Source organism: Flavobacterium sp. (assembly GCF_035456225.1).
Taxonomy (GTDB): domain Bacteria; phylum Bacteroidota; class Bacteroidia; order Flavobacteriales; family Flavobacteriaceae; genus Flavobacterium.
Map to the genome: position 1 here is coordinate 1 of NZ_DATIDM010000092.1, position 3,662 is coordinate 3,662.

A 3,662-nucleotide genomic window follows, 5' to 3' on the forward strand; every position below is an offset into this window, starting at 1 on the left:
GTATGAAACCGATGCAAGGCTTATGGAAATGAACTTCGGCAATTGGGAAATGAAAAAATGGGACGACATCAATCCGGAGGAACTCAACCCTTGGATGAAAGATTATGTGCATATAAAAGTTCCTAATGGCGAATCGTTTACCGAACTATACAACAGAGTTGTCGATTTTGCGGAAACTGCTTTTCATTCAGATGTGAAAAAACCGATTGTAGTGGTATCGCACGCAGGAGTCATCCGAAGTTTTTTGTGTAAAATCAATAATCTGCCATTAAAAGAAGCTTTTCAGAATAAAGTTGAATTTGGCTCGGTAGTTAAAATCCAATGGTAAGAATTGCTTGTAAATTAAGATGAGAGACGGGTTGTTTTTTGCTTATTGTTTGAAAAAATGCTCAAAATCACAAGTCGGTTTGCATTTTTGATATTTATAACTTTATATTTGCGCTCGAATAAGGTTGCGTTTTGATTATTTTCAAACTGCATTAAAAGGGAATTAGGTTTAAATCCTAAGCTGTTCCCGCAACTGTAAGCTGTAAAGCCTGTTGTTAACTACAAAACCACTGTCCGCCAAGGCGTGATGGGAAGGTAAACAACAGGACGCAAGCCAGGAGACCTGCCTTTTTCTTAACAAATATCGGACTTTCGGGAAAAAAGGTTCAGGAATTATGACTGCGAAAAAACTGTTTATTTTTATTTTACTGTTGTTGGGCCAATTCGTTTTGGCGCAGAATGACTCTATTATAAAATTAGAAGAGCTAGTAATTTCGGATGTTTACTTAAAAGACAATCAGTCGCAATCCATTCAGGTTCTTACGGATTCGGTTATCAGTAAAAACCAGCCTTCACTTACCAATCTGCTGAATTATACTAGCGTTATTTATTTCAAAGAGTACGGTCGCGGCATGCTGTCTTCGGTTTCTTTCAGAGGAACGACGGCATCGCAGACCGCCGTGGTGTGGAATGGAATCAATATCAATTCACAACTTAATGGCAGTACGGATTTCAATACAATTACGACGAACGATTTTAATTCCATCAGTGTAAAAGCGGGCGGGGGAAGTGTTATTTATGGCAGCGGAGCCATTGGAGGATCAGTTCACCTAAATAACGATCTTGAATTTAAAAAACAGTTTAAGAACGATTTCAGAGCCTCTTATGGAAGTTTTGCCACCATTGGGACAAATTACAGATTGGTGTTTTCGAATGCTAAATGGAGTTCTCAAATCGGATTTTCTTATAATGGTTCCGAAAACGATTATCCTTATGTTGGTTTATATACGTGGAAAGGCGAGCAGCGAAAAAATACAAACGGACAATATTATACCGCAGGACTGAATGTCAGTTTAGGCTATAAAATCAATGCTAAAAACAGTATTAAGTTTTACAGTCAGACTTCCAATACGGATAGGAATATTTCTTTAGTCTCTGAATCGGATACCAAAACCAAATATATCAATAGCTTCAATAGAAACCTTATTGAATATCAGGGTGTTTTCAATAAGTTGACAACCAGTTTCAAAACGGCTTACATTACAGAAAATTTTAAATATTTCGGAGATATCAACAGTGATTATTTCACCTTCGGAAAAACAGAATGTATTATCACCAAATTTGATTTCGGCTATCAGTTGTCAAAACATTTGAAGTTAAATGGTGTCGCCGATTACAATCACACTAAAGGTTACGGAACAGGTTTTGGAAATAATACAAGACAGATTGGTTCAGCCGCAGTATTGGCAAAATGGAATGTCACAACGAAATGGCAGAATGAATTTGGCATCCGAAAAGAAGCAATGGACAATTACGAAAGCCCGTTATTGTTTTCTGTTGGATCTTCCTATGTTTTCAGTAAGTTATACACGTTGAAAGCTAATTTTTCCAGAAACTTCAGGATTCCGACTTTCAACGATTTGTATTGGGAAGAAGGAGGGAATCCCGATTTAAAACCGGAAAGTGCTTATCAGGCCGAAATAGGGAACGTTTTTTCGTTTAAGAAAATCACCTTGTCCCAAACAATGTACTACAATAAAATAAAAGATATGCTGCGTTGGGTGCCCGGTGAAAGGGGAATCTGGACGCCTCAAAACACCGACAGGGTACAAACTTACGGAACGGAAATCCTGTTGGAATGGGCAACTAATATTAATAAGCATTATTTTGTTCTGAACAGTACGTACGCTTATACTATATCTGAAAATGAGGAAACCAAAAAGCAACTGTTTTTTGTTCCTTATCATAAAGCAACGGCCTCGATTGCTTATTCATATAAAAAATTGGCGGCGAACTATCAGTTTTTATATAACGGATTTGTTTACACGCGTTCCGACAACGATCCAAATGAAATCATCGATCCTTATAATGTTTCCAATTTCGGAATAGATTATGATTTCGGATGGTTTGATTCTTCAAAACTGGGTTTTCAGGTTTTAAACGCATTTAACGAAAAGTACGAAAGCCTTGAAGACAGACCTTTACCTGGCAGAAATTTTAATATATACATAAACCTTAAATTTTAATGAGAATGAAGTTAAGTAAGTTATTTTTAGTTGCTCTGGGGAGTATTTCGGTACTGGTTTCCTGTACTAACGACGATAGTCCTGCAGTTGAAGCGAGTACCTATGAAAAAGGAGTTTTTATTCTGAACGAGGGTTCTTCTGGACAAGGTTCGGTTTCCTTCTTGGGGGATGACCTTTCAAATTTCACACAGGATGTGTACGGAACTGTTAATCCGGGGGATTTGTTTGGGCAATATATGCAATCGATGTTCTTTGATGGCGAGTACGCTTATATTATCGCGGGAGGATCAAATAAAATTAATGTGGTAGACAGAAAAACATTCAAATTAGTGGCAAAAATTGAATCAGGTCTTGCTAAACCACGATATGGTGTTGTAAAAGACGGCAAAGCTTATGTGGTTAACGCTAATACTTATGCAAATTTTGGAGATCCGGCTGATGCGATTGGTAATACAGATGATTATGTGGCGGTTATCAACCTTGCGACAAATTCAGTAGAATCTACTATTCCTTTAAATAATACTGGAAACAGAATTATTTCGGAAAACGGAAAATTATATGTGTCTGAACCATACAACAGCACAAAAATATTGGTTGTGAACCCTGCGACAAATTCACTTGAAACACCTATAGAAGTGGGTGCAGGTGCCGATACTATGGAAGTGAACAACGGAATTTTGTACGTCCTGAAAAGTTCTTATGGAAACCCAAGTGAATTAGTAAAAGTTGATTTGTCGGATTCAAGTATGACTAATGTTGTCTTCCCGGAATCATTAAACGATGCGAAAAATCTGGATGTTTACGGAAATAAAATTTATTATACCGTAGGTACTTCTGTTTATGCAATGGATTTAACTGCTGCTGAAGCTTCGACAACTGCGATTCTGGCTTATTCTTCAACATCTGAATATGGAAAAATGTATGGTTTTGCAGTGAACAATGATCATATTTTTATTGCAGACGGAGGTGATTTTAGGGCTAATAGTAAGGCCTATGTTTATTCATTAACCGGAACACTGCAAAAAGAAGTAACTGTGGGTGTTGGACCAAACGGTTTCTACTTTAATAACTAGAAAAATATAGCAAACAAATTTAGTAGTAATTATTCTTTAGGAGTAGGCTTCTTATCCCGGCGCGAAAGTGTCGGGA

The 3,662-nt window shown here is 37.2% G+C and carries 3 protein-coding genes and 1 riboswitch; all 3 genes read left to right on the plus strand.

The features are described from left to right. On the plus strand, window positions 1-328 hold a 328-nt coding region (locus tag VLB74_RS05345), incomplete at its 5' end, for a histidine phosphatase family protein (protein ID WP_325202426.1). Between the two features lie 104 nt (window positions 329-432). After that, window positions 433-632: riboswitch (cobalamin riboswitch) on the plus strand. Window positions 633-662: 30 nt separating this feature from the next. Beyond that, window positions 663-2,513, plus strand: a complete 1,851-nt coding sequence (locus VLB74_RS05350) for a TonB-dependent receptor plug domain-containing protein (RefSeq protein ID WP_325202427.1) — start codon at window positions 663-665, stop codon at window positions 2,511-2,513. 5 nt (window positions 2,514-2,518) lie between these two features. Further along, complete coding sequence (locus VLB74_RS05355; protein ID WP_325202428.1) at window positions 2,519-3,586, plus strand: YncE family protein; 1,068 nt, start codon at window positions 2,519-2,521, stop codon at window positions 3,584-3,586. The last annotated feature ends 76 nt before the right edge of the window (window positions 3,587-3,662 follow it).

Excerpts from the sequence above, each read along its gene's own strand:
- VLB74_RS05355 (WP_325202428.1), top strand. The coding sequence starts at position 2,519 with ATGAAGTTAAGTAAGTTATTTTTAGTTGCTCTGGGGAGTATTTCGGTA.
- VLB74_RS05350 (WP_325202427.1), top strand. The coding sequence starts at position 663 with ATGACTGCGAAAAAACTGTTTATTTTTATTTTACTGTTGTTGGGCCAA.